The sequence below is a fragment of the Rossellomorea pakistanensis genome (assembly GCF_016908495.1).
Lineage (GTDB): Bacteria > Bacillota > Bacilli > Bacillales > Bacillaceae_B > Rossellomorea > Rossellomorea pakistanensis.
In genome coordinates, this window is the sequence record NZ_JAFBDZ010000002.1 from 639286 (window position 1) to 660028 (window position 20743).

The window sequence follows — 20743 nt, forward strand, 5'->3', positions numbered from 1 at the left end:
GGTTACGTTACCCCTCAGTAGCCAGTTGCTGGTTTTACCCCTGAATGAATTCTGTTTCACTTTGCATTTCGTCGTTCAACCAATAATTTACCTTAATTTCTTCAACGTTTTCCTGATTAGCGTTAGAACAAGCTCCCATTGTAAAGATAATCAATATGCTCAGTAAGAATTTTATTGTATTCAAGAAATACCCCTCCTTAAAATTAATGCATCTTTTGTTTAGTTATCCTGCTCTTTGAGGAATAATCCTTATTGTATATATAATACCATAAAAAGTAATTTATCCCTCGACTTACTTGAAAACAACAATCTTTACGAAAAGAGCCTTTTTAAATAATTGGAATTGAGTTATAGGGGCAGGTTAGTTAGAGAAGGAATCTCTCTTCTTTTTTATTTGAATATTTTGAACTTTTTCGCTCGTTGTTCGTAAGTAAATTATGAGGGGCCGCATTATGAGGGAAATTTTTCTTTTGCTTATCGCTGTATCTTTTCTTCTATTAGGTTGTAGCAGCAACAGTAATGGAGAAAGTTTGGCAACATACGATTACAGCCAGCTTGTAAGTGATTTAGAAAAAGAAGGGATTGAACCTAAATTACCGACAGGATTTCCAATAGGTATAACAGAATACGAACTGTTGAAACCGTCACACGAAACACCTCTTATTCAATAAAAGGGCGAGATTGTAGAGCAACACAGAGTAGAAAGTGAAAAATTTATATTAAACAACACGAGGTCGCCTTAAGGCGACTTTACATAAAGCACAGAAATGATACTTAGAAATATAAATCCCGACCAGATCCGCCTCTTTCTATTTTTTCCTGAAACTTTAAAAGCAATTAAATTTGCACTCTCTAAGGCTAAGACAATTATTACAATAAATAGCCTCCATTACACCATCACCTTTCACTAATAGCTGCCCTTATCAGGAGAAACCGATGAGCAATCACGTATCCAGTAATCGCCCCCTTTCTTGGGTAAGGGAAAATGCAGATTTTTAATTTTTTAACTAATTAAAGATATTTCTTTCATAGAATTTGCCATAATTACTAATTGGCTAATAGTTATTTTCTCACCCTTGGACTTCATTGCCAATGTATGAGTAACATTGTCATTATCTGTCCACTCTATAATTTTTACATCGTCCTCATCTTTTTTTATATAAGCTTGAACTCCCCCGTCTAATACAGTTGTTTGATTACTTTTAGTTTTATCTAAGCCTTCAGCATAACTGGTCGTCAAGTGAATATTTATCTTATCGCTTAGCTCTGCATCAACAGGTTCAAAATCAACAGCTGTTAAGATAACTTGCTCCTTCACTTCATCTTTTGAGAAATTCAAGAACTCTACCTCAAATGGAAATTCAGTTGGGACTTTCATTTTTTCTTGGTATTCTTTAGGTAATTTACTTACCTCTTGAAGAAATGTTTGAGGATATTCATCTAGTGGTAACTCAAACGTCTTTTGATTGGAACAAGCCACCATCATAAAACAAAATATGATAATCATTATCTTATTCATAATAATTAAACCTCCCTCTATAGATTAAAAACCTACAGTTACCAAAGGATAAATTTCAATTTACTTTTAAACCTCTTATTTAACAATCCTGCCCTTCTGGCATATCTACAAATTCAAGATGGACCATTTAATTTCCTTTCTTACTCCAGAATATGGCCCTTTAATGGAATAGAATGTAGCACTAAGTGTTTGTAAAAGTACACCTTTCCGAACGGTTCTTTTATTTCTAAAATCAATCATATATTACGTCCGTTAAAGTTTGAAATCAATTTACGAACGTTCGTTGATTATCATACACTTTTACGAACGTTATTTGATAGAATAATAGGAAAGAAAGTTGAAAAGGAGTAATAAAATGGATATTCGGAAATTTGGTTACATACGGTAAGAAGCAAAGATCAAAATGAAGGTAGACAATTAGATGCCATCAAAAAATTAGGAGTCGATGAACGAGACATCTTTATGGACAAACAGAGTGGAAAAGATTTCAATCGAGCTCAGTACCAAATATTGAAACGAGTACTCCGGAAAGGGGATATTCTTTATATTCATTCCCTTGATCGTTTCGGAAGGAATAAAGAAGAGATTCTGCAGGAGTGGAATGACATTACAAAAAATATTCAGGCGGACATCGTCGTTTTAGATATGCCATTGTTGGATACTACTCAATTTAAGGATAGCCTTGGCACTTTCATTGCGGATCTTGTTTTACAGATCCTTTCTTGGATGGCACAAGAAGAACGAGATCGTATTCGGAAACGGCAGCGTGAAGGAATTGATGTAGCTTTGCAAAACGGCACAGAATTTGGTCGTCCAAAAATTCAAATGACAGATGAATTCAAAGAAGTGTATAAACGTTGGAAATTGGGAGAGATGACAGCTGTTAAAGCTATGGAAGAATTAGCTCTTAAAAAGACAACTTTTTATAAGTTGGTTAAAGAGTACGAAAGAGAAATAAAAAATCGGACTATATAATAGAAGAAACTCGTCAAAAAAAGTATTAGCTTTACGATGAATTAATGGTTGCATATCTTCAACAAAAGGGCCATATTCTGGAAAAAGGAAGGGATTTAGATAGGGCATCTAGAAAGTTAAAGTTATTCCCAAAAAAGGGCAGTATTTTCGCTCTGCTCGGCTCCTATGGGGCGGGCAAGACAACGGTTGTAGAATAAACGTCTGATGAACACATTGCTCTATGCTAAGTGCAGGACATATCTCGATTCTGATAGCCCAGAAAAGGAGGTGAGCCAGATTTTGATTGCCAATATTCATTCTCTTTGATGCATCGAATCCACCTTTTAGACAAAGGGCTTTCAAGCATGAATAACAAAAGAGAATTTGTAGTTTAAAAACAATAGGGCTGATAAAAAAGTGAAAAGAGGGACCAAATTAAAAAGATTACAACAGAAGATTTTCGTTCATCAGGAAATGGAAAAAAGGAGAGATTCATGATGGGACAAAGTAACAAAGGCTTCTCCGAAACAGGTCTGCGCAAAATGCGTCAGGTGCTGACACGGCATGTCGATTCCGGGAAGATTCCTGGGCTCGTCGCTTTAGTCAGCCGAAACGGCGAGACGCACGTCGAAGCACTTGGCACGATGCGCCATGATGGCGGCGCGCCGATGCGCCGGGACACGATCTTCCGGCTGGCATCCACTACCAAGCCGATCACGGTTTCGCCGGTGATGATCCTGCTCGACGAGTGCAAACTACATTTGGACGACCCAGTAGACACATGGCTGCCAGAACTCGCCAACCGGCAGGTGCTGAAACGGCCCGACGGCCCGTTAGACGACACTGTGCCGGCCCGACGGCCAATCACGGTAAGAGACCTGTTGACCTCCACATTCGGACTCGGAATGGATCTGGCGTTGTTAGGCTCCCCGATCCAAAAAGCGATCTTCGAATCGGGGATATATGACACGCCAGAAGAGGATTTGCCCGAACCGGATGAGTGGATGAGACGCCTCGGCACACTCCCACTGTGCTACCAGCCTGGAGAGCGTTGGCAGTACCATATCAGCCTCGAAGTGCTCGGCGTGCTCGTTGCCAGAGTCACGGGTCAGACATTCGAGACGTTCCTGCGCGAACGCATCCTCGATCCGCTGGGGATGAAGGACACTGGCTTCTACGTGCCCGAGAGCAAGATTGACCGGCTACCACCCGCCTACACCCCCGATCCGCAGACCGGAGAGTTCATCGTGTGGGACGAGGCCGCAGGCGGACGATACAGCAAACCCCCAGCGTTCCAAGCAGGCGGAGGTGGGCTGCTCGCAACCGTCGACGACTATCACGCGTATTTGCAGATGCTTTTGAATCAAGGGATGTACGGGAACAAACGAATCCTGTCCCGACCCGCAGTCCAGCTGATGACCACCAACCGCCTCACGCCCGAACAACAAGCATTCCGAGACGATTTGGCCAAAAACAACGTCCATTTGTCGCACGGTCAAGGGCAGCACGGCGGCTGGGGCTTTGGGATGGCGGTACGTACCTATCGCGGCGACTACGCGTCTATCGGCCAGTTCGGCTGGGACGGAGGAGCTGGCACCGCGGCGTACGCTGACCTGGACAACCAGCTCACCGGAATTCTGTTCACCCAAGTTGGGATGTCCACTCCGGATTCATCGTATCTTATCCAAGACTTCTGGACCACAGTCTACCAGGCAATCGAAGACTAATACCGAGCCCGCGGGGCATCGTTTGTTTTAAAAAAGGCCGGTGCACCCTTCGCTTTGAACATTATTTTTACGATTCCCGCTTTAGCTATCTCAAACCCTGACACATATGCTCCTATATATCCATGGGTGCAACCAATGCTAGTCATGTTACCAACACAAAATGGGATTCTGAATGTCACCCAGAAACTACTATAACCATAATTCTTGCGGGAATTGCTTTTATTATTGGAGGTTGGCTTTACTTTATAAAACGGGATATACATGTATAACACAAACAGACGATCTAAGTGATACTTCATCTATGGATTATTTTTAAAAGGTGAACTTTCATTTGGAGGTTTGCCTTTTTTCTTATCAATTTAAACGGGAACTTTAGTAACAAAATAAGGAGCTATTTTTGATTTGATTTCTTTTTCATATACTGCAATCGGGAGCATTTCTTTGAAGAAGGAGAAGTGCACTTTAGTATAAGATTTAAAAATGAAACAATCGGAGTGTGAAATATGATTCATGCAAAAGAGTTATTGTCTGATCAATTATTAGCCAATGCCAATGATCCTAGCTGGTATCTTCCGTTTTCCGAATCAGTCAAAAACCTTAGAGAAGAAGCTTTTTGGAAATCTAACGGAAATGGCAATAGTATTGCTGAAATTGTGCAACACCTGCTTTATTGGAATGAAACATGGCAGATAAGATACCAAAAATCTCATGTTAATGCCGTCTCTTCGTTAGAAAATAATGATAAGAGTTTTGTAGTACCCGAAAATGTGAAGTTTGATCAATTGAAGGGACGTCTTTTAGAGGTCTTGTTGAATTGGCAAGACTTATTATCTGAAGAAAAAATGGAAGACGATGTGATAGGCTTTTCTGTACCTGCTAAATGGTGGTCCGTCATTGGAAATGTCACCACCCATAACGCTTATCATATTGGCCAGATCATATACATTCGTAAGCTGCAAAAGAGCTTGAAAGTTGAATAAGTGTAGACCCAAACAATTAGAATTTATGTAAAGATCCTCTAACTTTATATATCTCAATGTTCGGGCGCTTAAATGGAATAAGAACAAAACCCTATCATTAAAATAATGGGGTGTTTAAACTTCATAATTTCTTTGCTTAGATAAAACGCTACATACTCAAATGCAATTATTTTAATTAGTTCATATTTGGCTATTCTACAGACCGTATTGATTAGTAAGTTTCTTTTTATATAAAAAATAAAGGAGGGTTTTATATGGAATTAGATTTTTAAACATATTGATATATTTTGAATTATGTATCGCTCAAAGCTTCCTAAATAGAAAAAAGAGCGTATTTTAAAGAAAAAGAGCGTATTTTAAGGAAAAAGTCATTTTTAGTTTAATAAATGGGTGATTTTGTTAATATATGAACAATTATTTGTTTAAAATCGACTTTTGTTTTCTTTACAACTCAAAATTTGAAGAGTAATATATCAACCATCAAATTAATATTCTATTTCGCTTAATCAATATAGCGGGGGAACCAAATTCTGTGTAGAGTATTTCTACTTGGGGTGAGTCCTTTTATTAAAGGTAGGGTTACTTCCATGACCCAAATCCGACAGCTAACCTCGTAAGCGTATTGGGAGAGGATGTGATACTTGTGATCAAAAAATAAAGGCCACAGGCATAGTTCCTTGTGGTCTTTTTGTGCATTCATAAAATTTCCAATAGGGGTTATTCTAAACAGTATATCGATTTAATTACATAATTGGGGGATTTGAAGTGAAAAAACAATTTGCTGTCATTGGTTTAGGAAGATTTGGTGGGAATCTTGTGGCAGAACTAAGCAAACTAGGGGTTGAAGTATTAGCCATCGATTTAGATGCTGAAGTTGTAGATAAGTATGCAGATATTGCTACCCATGCTGTACATGCTAATGCTATGGATGAGTCGGTTTTAAGACAACTGGGGTTAAGAAATTTTGATCATGTTATAGTTTCCTTTGGTGAGAACATCGAGGCAAGTATTCTGACTACATTACAGTTAAAAGAACTTGGAGTAAAAGAGGTGTGGGTGAAAGCTTCAAATGCTTATCATCAAAAGGTACTAGATAAAATTGGAGCCGATAAAGTGATTCATCCAGAGCGAGACATGGCACGAAGAATTGCTCATCATATTACCTCAGAGAAGATTATTGATTTTATTGAGTTATCAGATGAATATAGTATTGTTGAAGTTTTAGCTACCAATAAAGTGGCGAATAAAAGCTTAATAGATCTTGATGTCCGTGCTAAATTTGGATGCAATATTATTGCCATTCAACGTGGGGAAGATACCATTGTATCTCCCCCTGGAGAGGAGGTTATTCAGAAAAATGACCTTCTAATTGTAATTGGGCAGAATCGAGACATTAATCGTTTTGAAAAAGTAGGGGTTTAACCATGAAAAATAAGATTAAAAATCTGAGTCCACCACAGCTACTAATTACAGTTTTTTTATTTTTTATCATTCTAGGTACCTTTCTTTTAAAACTACCATTTGCAACTACAGAATCTGTGTCGTGGTTAGATGCTTTATTTACGGCTACTTCAGCTATGACGGTGACTGGATTGATTGTGGTTGATACTGGAACAGCCTACACTCTTTTTGGTGAAATTATTATTATGAGTTTAATTCAAATTGGCGGACTCGGAATCATGTCCTTTGCTATGATTATTTTTATAATGTTAGGAAAAAAAATTGGATTTAAAGAACGGTTACTTGTACAACAAGCATTAAATCAAACATCTTTTGGCGGCGTTATTCGACTAGTAAAGCATCTATTTATTTTTTCTTTTATTGTGGAAGGCTTTGCATTAATACTTTTAGCTTCAGAATGGATTCCAGAGTATGGGTGGGGTAAGGGGTTTTATTACAGTTTATTTCATTCCATATCTGCTTTCAATAACGCCGGTTTTTCAATCTGGTCTGACAGTTTAATGGGGTATGTAGGTAATCCTTTAGTAAACATAGTAATTGCCGGTTTATTTATTATTGGAGGTATTGGTTTTACTGTGTTGACAGATATGTGGTATTCGAAGGAATTTAGAAGACTTTCACTTCATACAAAGCTTATGCTTATTGGAACGTTAATCATTAACATAGTTGCTATGTTTCTTATTTTTGTTCTTGAATTCAATAACCCGAAAACATTGGGAGAGCTGCCACTTCCTGATCAAATTTTAGGTTCTTTCTTTCAAGCAGTTACCCCACGTACAGCTGGTTTTAATTCAATTGATATTGGAAGTATGGAAGATCCAACTATACTATTGACAATATTTCTTATGTTTATTGGGGCAGGAAGTGCTTCTACTGGAGGTGGGATCAAGTTAACGACTTTTTTAGTAATAATACTCTCTGTATTTGCTTTTTTACGCGATAAAAACAAAATACTTGTTTTTAGTAGGACCATCGACCATCCTTTCATTTTTCGGGCATTAGCGATCACAATGATAAGTGTATTACTGGTGTTTTCAGCCTTATTTGTCTTAACTATCACTGAAAAAGGTGCACCATTTATTCAAATTTTATTTGAAGTAGTATCTGCATTTGGTACTGTTGGACTCTCGATGGGTTTAACAGGTACACTAACCTGGATAGGGAAATGTATCATCATTTTCGTTATGTTTGTCGGAAAGCTAGGTCCATTAACACTTGCTTTTTCTCTTTCTAAACCAAGTAAAGATAAAATCGGTTATCCAAAAGAGGACATTCTCACAGGTTAAACTCAAAATATTTATTTCGTTTCCTCGAAAAAGCAGTTTTCCTAAAAAAGGAAAGCTGCTTTTTGAATAGGAGAAGAATTTTAAGGGTTGATGAATATTTTAATCGATACGTTCTATAAAGACTAAATTATCTCCACTTTGAATTTTTAACTTAGAATAATGATTTAAACTTAAGTGGTCTCCTTGAGTAATTCCAAGCGGTACTTTTCCTTCCTCTATTACTTCCTTGAAGTATTGGGAATAGGTCTTATTAATATGATTGTTTGGTATCTTTATACAATTGATGACATTTTCATCATTGGAAAGTATCTCTAACAAATTCAACTTATTTTTTTCATTTGAAAATCTATGTAAATTAGAAGCAGCAGATAGAATATTAGAACAAATAATTTCATCAGCTCCTGCTCGTTTAGCATTATTAAACTGTTCGTCAGTTAAAATTTCAACTATACAATGAGCATTAGGATTTAGGCACTTAATAGTTAACAAAGAAAGTATAGTTTCTTTATCGGCATTCCTTTCATTTTTATGATGATTCGATGTAATGAGTATGTGATCCGCATTAAATATGTTAGCTTGTATTAGGGTTTCTCTATAAAGGGAACTTCCTTTTATAAAATGAATTATTCCTTCATTAATAGGATTAGTATTTAATGTATTGTCAATTAAACACATTAGTAAATGAGGATACTTACTATTCAATTTATAGATGATGTTTTTTGATCCTTCATTCCAGCCAATAATCAATAAAGTTTTAGAATCCATTGTTCTATTCATACTTTTGCCCTCTTTTTACTAAAGTTAATCTCTATTATTAACAATGTTAACTTTTTTAAGCAAAGGGGGTATAAATAATTATCGTCCCTTTTAGAATTTAAATAATATTTAAAAGGAAATATTGAAATTATTTCTTTGCTTAGCTTGAAACACTACAACTCAAAATCTTTTAAACTTTTTATTCAACAAACGGGCCATATTGTTGAATAAGCCTTTATAATAAAAAACGACTCCTTTCAACGTTTAGGTTCTCTTCTTTGTACCCGAGAAGGGATCAAACGTTCATAGGAGTCTGGCTATTGTAAGATAAATTTATTTCTTGGTTAAGCTTTTTATTAGTCAATATCTGAAACTTCTTGAATCTTAAAAGAATCAGATTTATAAGATTGAATCATAACGTTGATGAATTCTTTTGTTGTGGGTGTTACCTCATTAAATGAGTGTGTTATTATACCGATATCACGGGTTATCCTCGGATTAATGTTTTTTATGATTAAATTATGAGACACAGAAGAAAGTGTAAATTTCGAAATAATACCTATACCTATATTATTTTTGACCATATTAATTAAAGTTTGAGCATTTTGGACTGTTAGGTTCTCTTTAAACTCAATATTATTTTTTTGAAATATTTTTGATATAGCAATTTCATGTCCACCTTTACAAAAAATAATTTCATTCTGATATTTTTCTAAATCAATCTTTTTTTCTTGACTTAATCTATGATTTTCAGGAATTATTGCAACCATATAATCATTGTTTATTATTTCAAATTCATACGGATCAAAGGGAGAGGCAACGATACCCATATCAACAGTCCGATCCTCCACCCATTCTTTTATTTGATTTGATGTCCCTTCTACTAATTCTATAGTAACAAGTGGGTATTTTGACCTAAATAATGCGATGGTGTTTGGTAAAATATTTGTTGATACAGCAGGAAAAGAACCTACTTTAATCTTACCACTAAGAAGTTTATTTTCTCTATCTGCAACTTGATATATTTTGTTCTCAATAACTTTCATTTGTCTCGCCAAAATCAGAATTTCTTTCCCCACTTCAGTAAGCATTAATCCCTTTTGTTTATCCCTAATGAATAATTTAATATTTAGGGACTTTTCTAAATTTTTTACCGCCTTACTTACTGCTGGTTGTGATATAAATAAATCTTTAGAAGCCTCTGTAATATTCATTTTTTCGGCGACTTTCATAAATATTTTTAGGCTATTCATGTTCATAACCAATAGGTTATACCTCCTATAAAATAAATGTATTTGAGTTATAAATAAATATAACATAATATGAAATCACTTCAGAAGAAAGGGGATTAAATTATGTTTAAAGTTTTCTTGGGAATGATCTCTGTTACTCTTGTTTGGGGGTATACATGGGTTACGATGAAAATAGCAATTAGTGACATCCCCCCGATTTTATTTTCATCTCTACGTTTATTAATTGGGGCGATTCCTTTGTTTATCCTTCTCATAATACAAAGGAAAAAGCTTAAAGTAGGTAAGGAGAATTTTAAAAACTATCTCATCATGAGCTTGTTCATGGCTTTAGGTTATATGGGATTATTGACTTATGGTATGCAATTTGTTGATTCAGGAAAAACTTCTGTTTTAGTGTACACAATGCCTATATTTGTTACCATTATTAGTCATTTTAAATTAAATGAGAAAGTTACTATTTATAAAATGGTGGGATTGATATTTGGTCTAGTCGGTCTTTTATTTATTTTAGGAACAGAAATTATTAATTTTGATCCAAAAGTAGTATTTGGAGAGTTATTAGTATTATTTTCAGCCCTTAGTTGGGCATCAGCAAATGTTTTTAGTAAACTAAAGTTCAAAAATATAGATATTATTCATATGAATGCTTGGCAACTTATTATGGGAACATTATTTTTATTCATTTTCTCTTTAATATTAGAACCAAACCATTCAATCGAGTGGTCTAATGAGGCAGTGCTATCACTATTATTTAATGGTTTGTTCTCAACTGCCTTTACATTTGTAGTTTGGTTTTGGGTACTTAAAAAAATAGATGCTTCGAAAGCATCTATGGCATTAATGTTTGTTCCTATTTTAGGTATTATATTTGGATGGCTACAACTTGGGGAGATCATAACAATTGGTATTATTATCGGGGCACTTCTTATATGTGCTGGTATCTTTATGAACATGTACAATTTTAAAAGCACCACAACAATAAAGAAACAAGAGGATTTATCATGCGAAAAATGTATTAATGGATTAAGGTCAAAGCTCAACTAATCATTTCCTATCAATCAGTGGCCAAAAGGTAACTTATTTACCTTTTAACGTCATCCCTTTCTTTTTTTGCAATCGGATGGCGTTTGTTGATGGGTTAGGTTTCGGTAGGTATTACCTCTAATTTAAGTTGTTGTATTTATTCAAGAATCGGGCGCTATCCTTGAATAATGGCAGTGCTTTTTTCTTTAAAAATATTTAGAAAATCCAGTTGACTGTCAAGCTACTGCGTGTTACGATATACCTGTAATAAGTAACACCAGATACCAACACTACTGAGTAGAGAGGTTGCAAAAATATTTTTAATTAAAAATATTTGACACCCCTGCTACTCGGTGTTACAATGTACTTGTAATAAGTAATACTTGATAGCATGATTTCTCAAAAGCTATTCAGCGAAAATTTACCTTAGTACTAAGTTATACTGAATATAAGTTAGACAAAATAGAGGTGGAGCTAAACATGGAAAATTTAACTGAAATGCTGAAGGGTTCGCTGGAAGGCTGCGTGCTGGAAATCATCAGCCGCCATGAAACCTATGGCTACGAGATTACCCGCCGCCTGAACCAGCTTGGGTTTACCGAAGTCGTGGAAGGGACTGTCTACACCATCCTCGTGCGATTAGAAAAGAAAAAACTGGTGAACGTAGAAAAGAAACCGTCAGATATGGGGCCGCCCCGCAAGTTTTACTCACTTAATGAGGCTGGCCGCCAGGAACTTGAATTGTTTTGGGAAAAATGGGATTTCGTCTCGAGCAAAATTGACGAACTCAAAACGAAAATAAAATCAAAAGGAGAATTAATATGATGAGTATTTTAGAAAAAATCTTTGGAGATTTTAGCGAAAAGAAAACATGGCGTGAAATGGAAAACCGCGCAAAAGCCTTACCTAAAGACTACTACAACGCCTACAAAGCGATGCAAAAATATCTCTGGAACACTGGCGGCGTGATGGATTGGCAAGAAACGAAATTCGTCTTTAATCACATCATCGACCTTCTTGAAGAAGCCGCAGCCGATGGTAAGCGCGTTAAAGAAGTTACTGGCAACGATGTAGCAGCCTTCTGTGATGATCTCGTCATTGATGCAAAATCGTGGGTTGATAAGCAACGTCATAAACTGAACGATGCGATTAAATAATAGAACTTTGCTGAACAGCTTAGTATCTAAAAGGAGACTACAATGAACTTTTTTGAAAAAATAACCGGCAGTGATATGACTAAAGAAATGAAAGGTTTTGAAGCACGAGCAAAAGTCTTGCCAGCTGAATATCAAACTGCTTGGAAAGAAATTATAAGTAATCTCTGGATTCACGGAGATTTCACCGGTCGTAATCTGATGCCTATTCTTGACAGTGCTCTTGAACTGCTTGAAGTTACATCAGCAGACGGCCAGAGCGTCGAAGAAGTACTAGGAGATGATATCAAAGGCTTCTGCACAGCGCTTGTTGGTGACGAAGGAGCAAAAACTTATAGAGATAAATGGCGTGATCAACTCAACAAGAACGTAGCAAGAAAATTAGGAGGACTGAAATGAGTATCAAAAAAATCATCGCAGGTAAAAAACAATGGAGAGCCCATGTTTCTCGTGTCAAAGCGCTTCCACAAGATTACCAAATTGTCTATAAAGAGATCCAAAAATATCTCTTCAAAGTCGGTCCTGTTGAGCTAAACGAAGGTATCGGACTGCTCTCTGAAATTCTCAGCTTCTTTGAAGAAGGCGCAGCTGCTGGGAAAGGTGTACTTGAAGTCACAGGAACAGACGTTGCTGCTTTCTGCGATGCGCTGATTGAAGATTCAAAAACTTACGCTGATCTCTATCAAGAATCGGTCATTCAAAAAGTCGATAAGGCTATGAAAAAATAGAAGGAACGTAGTACTTGATGGGAAAGTATCATGAAGCGATTGGGAAAAAAGTAAATTCAATAATTAATTCCGACTGAATAGCTGGTTACAAATGTGTCACTTTCACTATTCAGTTATATTTTTAACCATGTAGTAAGTAATACAGATTATCAGTCAGAATGAGTAGAAAAGTATAGGTAATCTATCGCCTTGTTGCGCGTTATAAAGGAGGAAAATAATTATGAGCAATGCAGCGATTTCTGTAAAGGGGTTAAAAAAATCCTATAAAGAAAATGAAGTTTTAAAGGGGGTGGATTTTGAGGTACGGCGTGGAGAAATTTTCGCACTGCTGGGTTCAAATGGATCGGGCAAGACGACGACGGTCAACATCCTCTCAACGCTGATGAAGCCCGATGGCGGCGAAGTAGGTATTTACGGCTTTGACGTCCAGCGTCAACCGGATCATGTTCGCCAGAGCATCAGCCTGACAGGGCAGTTCGCAGCTTTAGATGGCATGCTCACAGGAAGGGAAAACCTGATGATGATCGCCAAGTTGCGGGGAGTTTCCGATCCCGCTCAAGTCGCCGACAATCTGCTTGCAAGATTCAATCTGACCGATGCGGCCAACCGCCGGGCTGACAAGTATTCCGGCGGGATGAAGCGCCGGATTGACATTGCCATGAGCCTGATCGGGACGCCAGCAGTGATTTTTCTCGACGAACCGACGACTGGGCTTGACCCCGAAGCGCGGATTGAAGTCTGGGATACCGTCAAGGAGCTTGCCGGCGGCGGTACGACCATCTTGCTGACAACCCAGTACCTGGAGGAAGCCGAACAGCTGGCGGACCGTATCGCCATCCTGCATGGCGGAAAAATCATCACGACCGGTACCCTTACCGAACTCAAAGAGATGTTCCCGCCAGCGAAAGTGGAGTACATCGAGAAGCAGCCGACATTGGAGGAAATTTTCCTCGCGATCATTGGCAAAAAGGAGGAGATGTAAATGAAAAGCAAAACAGGGGTATTACTAGGGCGTTTAATGCGCAACATCATGCGCAGCCCAGATACGATTATCACGGTGGCAATTACGCCGATTATGATGATGCTGCTGTTTGTCTACGTATTTGGCGGCGCCATAGAGACAGGCACGGACAACTATGTCAATTATTTATTGCCGGGAATCTTGTTGATGGCTATCGCATCCGGAGTCGCTTACACTACCTTGCGGCTGTTTAACGATGTAAAGAGCGGGCTGATGGCACGTTTCATTACTATGCCCATCAAGCGCTCGTCGGTATTGTGGGCTCACGTGTTGACTTCGCTTGTTTCCAATGTGCTTACTCTTGTGGTGGTTTTCCTTGTCGCCCTCTTGATGGGCTTCCGTTCTAGCGCTGATTTTCTGGATTGGCTTGCGGTAGCTGGGATACTCGGGCTGTTTACGCTGGCACTAACGTGGATTGCGGTCATTCCTGGATTGACAGCGAAATCTATGGAAGGAGCGACAGCCTACTCGTACCCGCTGATTTTCCTGCCGTTTATCAGTTCGGCTTTTGTCCCCACCGAAACCATGCCTAAACTTGTTCGTGCATTCGCTGAGAACCAGCCCGTGACTTCAATCGTGAATGCGATTCGTGCCCTCTTGTATGAAGGGTCTGTTGGCAACGATATCTGGATCGCGCTTGCCTGGTGCGTCGGCATCATGGTCATCGCTTACTTCTTCGCCAGTAAAGCATTTAAACGCCAGTTAGGGTAAGTACACCATTATGGGATTAGCCATATCTATAGTCAGCCGTTGCGATGAATGCATTTACTACACATAGAAGGCTGCTTAAATCCCGGTGCAACCATCGATGAATTAGGGCTCTAGCTTTATTTAATTATCGTTATTCAACAAACGGGCGCTTTAATTGAATAAAAACAAAACCCTATCATTAATTTGATGGGGTTTTATTCTTCCTTATTTCTCTCCTTACCTGAAAACTTTCTACATATCAAAATCTTTTAAACTTTTTATTCAACAAACGGTCGTTTATGGCACTTTTTTCACCAATTGGACAGGTTTGTAGTGCGCAATACAAAGGTGTGAGTAGAAGATTGCGTTTTTTACTCATGTTTCCTTATATGTTGAATAATAAACTTAACATATTAATAAATTGAAGGGAGTAAATATGATGAATACATTAGTATCTGCAAAAAATGTGACAAAGATTTACAACAAAAATCAATTACCTGGACTTAATAAAGTATCTTTTGACATTGAATCGGGTGAATTTGTTGGGATTATGGGGGCGTCCGGATCAGGGAAGACAACTTTATTAAATATCCTATCAACCATTGATACGCCTACAGATGGAGATGTTTTGATAAATGGTGTCAATATTAAAACACTTAATGATAATAAATCTGCGGATTTTAGGAAGAATCATTTAGGCTTTATTTTTCAAGAGTATTTTTTACTCGATAGTTTAACAGTGCAGGAAAATATTGCTGTGCCACTTACTCTGTTACACAAATCCCCAAGAGAAATTGAATCGTCTATAAATAGTTTAGCAAAGCGTTTCGGGATATTCGAACAATTATCAAAGTACCCTAGTCAACTATCTGGAGGGCAAAAACAAAGGGTTGCGGCAGCAAGAGCGATTGCGAAACAGCCAAGTATTTTATTTGCAGATGAACCCACAGGTGCGTTAGATTCAAACTCTGCGACAGAGCTACTTCAAAAATTAAGAGAAGTAAATGAGGAACTTCATACAACAATTTTAATGGTAACTCATGACGCTTATGCAGCAAGTTTTTCAAGCAGAATCCTAATATTTAAAGATGGGGGTATTATAAAAGAATTAATAAACAACGGACAGGGTCGCAAAGAATTTTTTGAAGAGATATTAAAGGAAATCTCTAAAGTTGATGAAAAACGATATAACTAAGTGTAAGAAAGGAAGACATGAGCGTGGGATTATTAACAATAGCAAAAAAGAATCTGAAGAATAACTTTTCCTTCTATTCGTTCTATTTTGTTTCAGTAGCTTTTGTGCTGATGGTGTTTTTCTCCTTTATTTCTTTTTCCATGAACGATACTATCATGGAAAAGATTTCGTCTGATGGTAGAGTAGAAACAATGTCGAGAACGGTGGCAGTCTTTGTTATGACATTTGTATTATTTTATATGTCATATTCCAATACTTTCTTTATGAAAAAAAGAATGAAAGAACTTGGAATTTATTCGCTCTTGGGGTATCGAAAGTCAACCATGGTAAAGCTATTAACCTTTGAAAATATTGTTATTTGTTTTGCTGCTCTAATTGTAGGGATCACTTTTGGTGCTATTGCTCATAAAGGAATTGTCGAAGCGATAGTTAGAGTACTAAAATTACAAATTGATACTTCTGAAGTGCCAATTATTAATCCTAATGCGGTACTATTCACTTTTGTTTTTATATTTGCTGTTTTGACTGTTTTATTTTTATCAAACTGGATAATTCTTCGAAAAAGTTCCTTATTGACTTTGGTACGTATGGAAAAAAAGGAAGAAAAAAAAGTAAAAATCAATACAGCTTTCTCGTTACTGGGATTATTCTTGATTTTAATTGGTTATTTCTTAGCTCTTGATATTACAAGAGGAACTAAATCATTTTGGAAAACGATAGGGTTTTCACCAATCGCACTTTTAACAATGTTAAGTGTAATACTAGGGACAATTTTCTTTATTCAATCTTTTTTACCATATGCCATTCAAAAATTGAAGAAAAAGAAAAATTGGTTTTATAAGGAATCGAATATTATTATCATTCCAAACTTTATATTTAAAGTCCGTTCGAAGGCAAAAACTTTAATTTTGCTAACTTTATTAGCTGCAGGAACTTTGGCTATATTTTGTTCCACTATACTGACTCTCTACTACCCTGTTGCTGCTACAGAACGTATCATACCGTCAGCTATTGAGTTTCCGGTGGAGGATAAGCAATTAGCTACTAAAGCAATTAAAATCGCACAAGATACAGTCGGCAAAGAAAATATGAAGTATAAAGAAACGACTATTATCCACGCAACATCCTCTTCTGACAATTTGCCTAAAGAATATAGCGCAAAAAAAGAACATGGATTTGATCTTATATCCGAGTCGGATTACAAGGAATTAATAAATATTCAGGATAAAAATGTAGAGTTTAAGAATTTAGCTAAAAATGAAGGTATCTTAGTAAAATATCGACCTGAAAAAGAAAAGTTAGATAAAGGGAAAATATATACTCTGAACTTAACACCTACAAATAACGTGGATATAAAAATAAAAGAGACTACATTACTTAATCCAATCGGATTTGCAAATAGTGTAGGAACTCTTATTATTTCGGACCAACTTTACAAAGAAATAAAAATCTTAGGGCTTACAGGAAAGACTATGATGAGCTTTAATGGAGCAGATATGAGAGATAACAAGGAAGTTTATGAAAACTTAGCTCCACTATTTAAAAATAATATTTATTTTACAAGTAGTTACCAAAAAGTAGACTATATTATTCAACAAAATAGCTCAACATTCTTGCTCATTAGTTTTGTTACTATCATCTTCTTTATTGCAACAGGTAGCATTCTCTATTTCCAAAACCTTTCAAGTATGATGTCGAATAAAGATGAGTTTACAATTCTAAAAAGAATGGGGTATAACAGGAAAAATATAAAAAGAATAATAAGTAAAGAAGTCTTTACGTTATTTAGCATCCCCTACGTATTAGGGTTAACGCATAGTATTTTTGCACTGCTGGCCTACAAAACTGCTTTAATGGACGATTTATTAGGAAAAAGCAGTGCCTTTATATTACCTATTCTTGTTGCGGTAATTATTTTTACCCTGGTGTATATCATTTATTATTTGTTAACAAAACGAGCATGCTATAAAATCATATTTAACGATAAAAAGTAAAAATTTGTAGATAAAGCTGATGATAGTAGGCAAACATCAGCTTTATCTGTATTTAACCTAGTAAAGGCAAGTGAGTTTATGGAAAAGTACTATGAGCAAAAACAAATCTTTATTTTAATTAATCAACTTTGTATGATTATTTTTTTATGTTATGAATTTTTGCAAAGTAATATTGTAGGAACAGCAAAGTTACTTCCACTAACGCTTATAACGATAATGCTCATCTACGGAGCATACATCAGTTTTGTAAACGTAAAAGAAAACAACACGCTATCACAATTTTCTAATTTGCTACTCTTTACTTCATGGCAGTTTTTACTAACGCTTAATGGGAGTGAAATTTTTTATACACTAAGTATGCTACTTAGTGTAGTGCTTCTATATATGACAGTACAATTTTTGCTCCTGTTCTTTTTCCAAGATTCTAACTTTACTTATAAAAAAGAAACAGATTGGATTCTACAGGTTACATGTACATTAACATTAATTGCGAACTTTATAAACGATAAAATATTTGCCATTTTATTTTCATGTCAATGGATTTTTAGTTTTAGTTGTATTATTTTTCTGTTCTTGAAGCATCGAAAACGAATTAAATTTGTCTTCAAAAGTGAAAAGAAGCATTTGCTTAGATCTGTTACTATTCTTATTTTTCCCTTTAGTATATATGCTATGGTGTTTGCAGAGAGTCCCGAATATTTAAGTAATTTAGGATGGTATATAGTGATCCTGTTACCACTATTTAGTATTACTGCAATAGCTTTTAAAAACCATATATCTATGAGGCAATATTTTCTCTTAAAAGAAGATAAAATGGGCTTAATATTTTTATGTTTTCTTGTTTTTATTAGTTCGCTTGGGGTGTTGTTTAGATTTAATATGATTACTTATTTCATCATTATACATACAATTTTTTGGTTTATTCAGCTTTATTTCATATTATTATTTCAAGAAACAAAAAATACTATCTTAAATTCAGATACAGAAGAACTAAAAACCTTGCCAGAGAGCTCTTACGTTCATAACCTCGTACAGATAGCTAAAGAGGAAAAATTAAAAAGTGGGTTTTCTGATTATTTACATGATGAAATATTACAAGATATATTAGCTGTTAAAAATATGATGAATAAATCTAATAAAGAAGAGATCCATGAAATGATAGTAGAAACGCTGAGAAACTTAAATCAGTCAATACGTGTACAAATGCAAGAGTACCATCCAACCCTATTAAAAACACTCACATTAAAAGAAAATTATAGAAATTTGCTTGAGATGCTACAGCATAAATATGGAATGAAAAATATTAATATATCTTTTAAGTGTAATGAAAATTTATTTTTAGTTGAACCCTATCATCTTGTTATATACCGAATTTTAAAAGAATTGGTAACAAATGCATTCAAACATTCGGAATGTTCAAAGCTAGTTTTGAGTTTGACACAAGAAAATAGTGAAATAGAACTTATAGTAAAAGATAATGGTAAAGGCCTGATGGCTACCGAAACAGGCGCTCTTAATGGCCATAGAGGATTGAATTCGATTAAAGAACAGCTATTTTTATTAAACGGTAAAATGACAATTTCAGAGTGCAATCCTACTGGATTATGTGTTGCTATTCTTATTCCCATGAGAGGAGATGATTCCTATCAATATTTTATTAATAGATGACCATGCTTTGTTTGCAAAAAGTTTGGAGATAGCCTTAGAAGATTATCCTGAAATAGACCATTTTTACTCATTACACTTATTACAAAATATTGAAAATGTCATTGCAATCATCAATGAGTTTAAGCCAGACATTACCTTAATAGATATTAACTTAAGTTACATCAGTAGTGAAGATGGTTTAGGAATAGCAAAAAATATTTTAGATAGTAAATGTGAAACGAAAATAGTCATATTAACAGGCTATGATTTGCCTGTTTATCGGTATGAAGCTCAAAAAATCGGTGTAAGTGGTTTTATTAATAAAAACATTATGCCAGATAAGTTATTGCAAATTTTAATTGAGATTAATGAGGGTATTTTCTATTTTCCAATGTCCACGGACTATGTTGAGGAATTGACCCATAGCGAAAAACAAATCTTACAATTACTATGTGATGGATATAAGCGTAAAGAAATTGCGTCTATGTTATATGCTAGTGAACGCACAATTTCAAACCATATTCAACACATATTTGATAAGTTGGATGTTTCATCCTCGTTAGAAGCTGTAACCAAAGGAATAAAATCAGGTTATATTCAGCCTAATTATTAAAAATAGTTAATTAAACTAATAGCTTTAAGAAAAAGAAAAACGGAGCATGACAGTCACAAAGATACAAGTCACGCTCTCGTTGCTTTATAGATTGATGTTCTTCTAAGCGTACAAAATTCGCGTTTTGCGGTTGGGACCCCATAAAGAACTATTAACCTATAAAATTGGACTAACTGATTGGGTAAAAGATTGGAACGGAAATGACAAAGATATAAAAAATGAGCAATATGATGTATAAAAACTAAACAACATAATATCTGATTATCAACCGAAGTATTTATGTTTTAATGGGAAAAGAGCTGCAAAAGAATATTTAAATAGGGGTAATTATGTAAACTGCATAAAAAAAGACAGTTCATAACGGAAAGCCCTCTTTAAGAGGGCTTTTTCTGTAATTCTATTTTGAAACCCAACCGCACCAAATAACATAACCCTTCCCTCTCCACATTTGTTGTAGAGGTATCCAGTGTATCCATCTTTATTGTAATAGTAAGGTGGTGTTTTAATATACTCTCTTGGTCCAAAATAATCTTTAACTTTTACATATTTAGAGTCGCCACTGCCACCACCAGGTCCTGTGTCTGACATTGTACTTGGCGGTTCTGCAGCAGAAGCACCTGTGCTTAGTGATACTACCATTACTAGTCCTGAAACAATAGAAAATAATTTCTTTTTCATTTTTAAGTCCTCCATTTCTTTTTCCTACAAGAGTAATGGTAGATTCAATCTATTAATATTACAA

21 protein-coding genes, 1 pseudogene and 1 riboswitch are annotated in these 20743 nt (G+C 35.8%); of the genes and pseudogenes, 17 read left to right on the forward strand and 5 right to left on the reverse strand.

Going from position 1 to position 20743, the window contains the following annotated elements; genetic code table 11:
- Window positions 1–34 precede the first annotated feature (34 nt).
- Window positions 35–184 (reverse strand): hypothetical protein, encoded by a 150-nt coding sequence (locus JOC86_RS10745; protein WP_205172062.1) that lies wholly within the window; start codon window positions 182–184, stop codon window positions 35–37.
- Between the two features lie 286 nt (window positions 185–470).
- On the opposite strand from JOC86_RS10745, the gene JOC86_RS10750 reads away from it, so the two are divergent.
- Complete coding sequence (locus JOC86_RS10750) at window positions 471–671, forward strand: hypothetical protein (RefSeq protein WP_205172065.1); 201 nt, start codon at window positions 471–473, stop codon at window positions 669–671.
- A gap of 332 nt (window positions 672–1003) precedes the next feature.
- Here the strand turns inward: JOC86_RS10750 and JOC86_RS10755 are convergent, their stop codons facing one another.
- Window positions 1004–1519, reverse strand: coding sequence for a hypothetical protein (locus tag JOC86_RS10755; protein WP_205172067.1), 516 nt, complete (start codon window positions 1517–1519; stop codon window positions 1004–1006).
- 355 nt (window positions 1520–1874) lie between these two features.
- Here JOC86_RS10755 and JOC86_RS10760 point away from each other — a divergent pair.
- The 5 genes and pseudogenes from JOC86_RS10760 to JOC86_RS10780 all read left to right on the forward strand — a co-directional run bounded on the left by JOC86_RS10760 (window position 1875) and on the right by JOC86_RS10780 (window position 7927).
- Window positions 1875–2494: pseudogene (locus tag JOC86_RS10760) on the forward strand (recombinase family protein).
- A 476-nt stretch (window positions 2495–2970) separates the two neighbouring features.
- A complete protein-coding gene (locus JOC86_RS10765) occupies window positions 2971–4200 on the forward strand; it encodes a serine hydrolase domain-containing protein (protein ID WP_205172070.1) in 1230 nt (409 codons plus the stop codon).
- 503 nt (window positions 4201–4703) lie between these two features.
- Window positions 4704–5180, forward strand: coding sequence for a DinB family protein (locus tag JOC86_RS10770; protein ID WP_205172073.1), 477 nt, complete (start codon window positions 4704–4706; stop codon window positions 5178–5180).
- A 489-nt stretch (window positions 5181–5669) separates the two neighbouring features.
- Window positions 5670–5816: riboswitch (cyclic di-AMP (ydaO/yuaA leader) on the forward strand.
- Window positions 5817–5945: 129 nt separating this feature from the next.
- Window positions 5946–6602: an NAD-binding protein gene (locus JOC86_RS10775; RefSeq protein WP_205172087.1), complete on the forward strand. Its 657-nt coding sequence runs from the start codon at window positions 5946–5948 to the stop codon at window positions 6600–6602.
- 2 nt (window positions 6603–6604) lie between these two features.
- Window positions 6605–7927, forward strand: a complete 1323-nt coding sequence (locus JOC86_RS10780; RefSeq protein WP_205172089.1) for a TrkH family potassium uptake protein — start codon at window positions 6605–6607, stop codon at window positions 7925–7927.
- Window positions 7928–8026: 99 nt separating this feature from the next.
- Here JOC86_RS10780 and JOC86_RS10785 read toward each other — a convergent pair whose 3' ends face one another.
- Both JOC86_RS10785 and JOC86_RS10790 read right to left on the reverse strand, forming a co-directional pair.
- The gene (locus JOC86_RS10785; protein ID WP_205172102.1) at window positions 8027–8704 is read right to left on the reverse strand and encodes an NAD-binding protein; all 678 of its coding nucleotides are present in this window, start codon (window positions 8702–8704) and stop codon (window positions 8027–8029) included.
- A gap of 335 nt (window positions 8705–9039) precedes the next feature.
- The gene (locus JOC86_RS10790; RefSeq protein WP_205172103.1) at window positions 9040–9948 is read right to left on the reverse strand and encodes a LysR family transcriptional regulator; all 909 of its coding nucleotides are present in this window, start codon (window positions 9946–9948) and stop codon (window positions 9040–9042) included.
- Between the two features lie 90 nt (window positions 9949–10038).
- On the opposite strand from JOC86_RS10790, the gene JOC86_RS10795 reads away from it, so the two are divergent.
- The 11 genes from JOC86_RS10795 (at window position 10039) to JOC86_RS10845 (ending at window position 20001) form a co-directional block, all read left to right on the forward strand.
- Window positions 10039–10980, forward strand: a complete 942-nt coding sequence (locus tag JOC86_RS10795) for a DMT family transporter (RefSeq protein ID WP_205172105.1) — start codon at window positions 10039–10041, stop codon at window positions 10978–10980.
- Between the two features lie 459 nt (window positions 10981–11439).
- Complete coding sequence (locus JOC86_RS10800) at window positions 11440–11784, forward strand: PadR family transcriptional regulator (protein WP_205172107.1); 345 nt, start codon at window positions 11440–11442, stop codon at window positions 11782–11784.
- Complete coding sequence (locus JOC86_RS10805; RefSeq protein ID WP_205172109.1) at window positions 11784–12116, forward strand: DUF1048 domain-containing protein; 333 nt, start codon at window positions 11784–11786, stop codon at window positions 12114–12116. The genes JOC86_RS10800 and JOC86_RS10805 overlap by 1 nt, the downstream gene beginning before the upstream one ends.
- Window positions 12117–12158: 42 nt before the next feature.
- Entirely contained in the window at window positions 12159–12512 is a 354-nt protein-coding gene (locus JOC86_RS10810) for a DUF1048 domain-containing protein (protein ID WP_205172111.1), read from the forward strand.
- Window positions 12509–12841 (forward strand): DUF1048 domain-containing protein, encoded by a 333-nt coding sequence (locus tag JOC86_RS10815; protein WP_205172113.1) that lies wholly within the window; start codon window positions 12509–12511, stop codon window positions 12839–12841. Before JOC86_RS10810 ends, JOC86_RS10815 begins: the two co-directional genes overlap by 4 nt.
- A 220-nt stretch (window positions 12842–13061) precedes the next feature.
- The gene (locus JOC86_RS10820) at window positions 13062–13823 is read left to right on the forward strand and encodes an ABC transporter ATP-binding protein (protein WP_205172131.1); all 762 of its coding nucleotides are present in this window, start codon (window positions 13062–13064) and stop codon (window positions 13821–13823) included.
- Window positions 13824–14573 (forward strand): ABC transporter permease, encoded by a 750-nt coding sequence (locus JOC86_RS10825; RefSeq protein WP_205172134.1) that lies wholly within the window; start codon window positions 13824–13826, stop codon window positions 14571–14573.
- Window positions 14574–14991: 418 nt separating this feature from the next.
- A complete protein-coding gene (locus JOC86_RS10830; RefSeq protein ID WP_205172137.1) occupies window positions 14992–15747 on the forward strand; it encodes an ABC transporter ATP-binding protein in 756 nt (251 codons plus the stop codon).
- A 23-nt stretch (window positions 15748–15770) separates the two neighbouring features.
- On the forward strand, window positions 15771–17741 hold the full coding sequence (locus tag JOC86_RS10835) for an FtsX-like permease family protein (RefSeq protein WP_205172140.1): 1971 nt from the start codon (window positions 15771–15773) through the stop codon (window positions 17739–17741).
- A 78-nt stretch (window positions 17742–17819) separates the two neighbouring features.
- Window positions 17820–19409, forward strand: a complete 1590-nt coding sequence (locus tag JOC86_RS10840; protein WP_205172143.1) for an ATP-binding protein — start codon at window positions 17820–17822, stop codon at window positions 19407–19409.
- Window positions 19378–20001, forward strand: coding sequence for a response regulator transcription factor (locus JOC86_RS10845; RefSeq protein WP_205172146.1), 624 nt, complete (start codon window positions 19378–19380; stop codon window positions 19999–20001). The genes JOC86_RS10840 and JOC86_RS10845 overlap by 32 nt, the downstream gene beginning before the upstream one ends.
- Before the next feature lie 327 nt (window positions 20002–20328).
- On the opposite strand, the gene JOC86_RS10850 is transcribed toward JOC86_RS10845, so the two are convergent.
- Window positions 20329–20679: a hypothetical protein gene (locus JOC86_RS10850; protein WP_205172149.1), complete on the reverse strand. Its 351-nt coding sequence runs from the start codon at window positions 20677–20679 to the stop codon at window positions 20329–20331.
- Between the last annotated feature and the right edge of the window lie 64 nt (window positions 20680–20743).